1 protein-coding gene is annotated in these 230 nt (G+C 49.6%); it reads left to right on the plus strand.

Annotation, left to right across the window (positions count from 1 at the left end; translation table 11 throughout):
• On the plus strand, nucleotides 1-230 hold a 230-nt coding region (locus CCS90_RS14820), incomplete at both ends, for an SdrD B-like domain-containing protein (RefSeq protein WP_218961673.1).

The following is a 230-nucleotide window of genomic DNA, read 5'->3' on the forward strand; positions in this document are numbered from 1 at the left end:
ACCTATTGCGTGCAATTCAGTGGTTTACCGGCCAGTCATGTGTTTACCCTGGCCAATCAAGGTGGCGACGATGGTGTGGATTCTGATGCCAACCCAGCCGATGGCCAAGTACAAAACATCAATTTAAGTGATGTTGATCCAACCATTGATGCCGGTATTTACCGCAATGGCTCAATCGCAGGTTTGGCTTGGTGTGAGTCAGCCACCAATGCCAACACCAGTTACGATGC

Origin of the sequence: Marinicella litoralis (assembly GCF_002591915.1) — a bacterium.
Lineage (GTDB): Bacteria > Pseudomonadota > Gammaproteobacteria > Xanthomonadales > Marinicellaceae > Marinicella > Marinicella litoralis.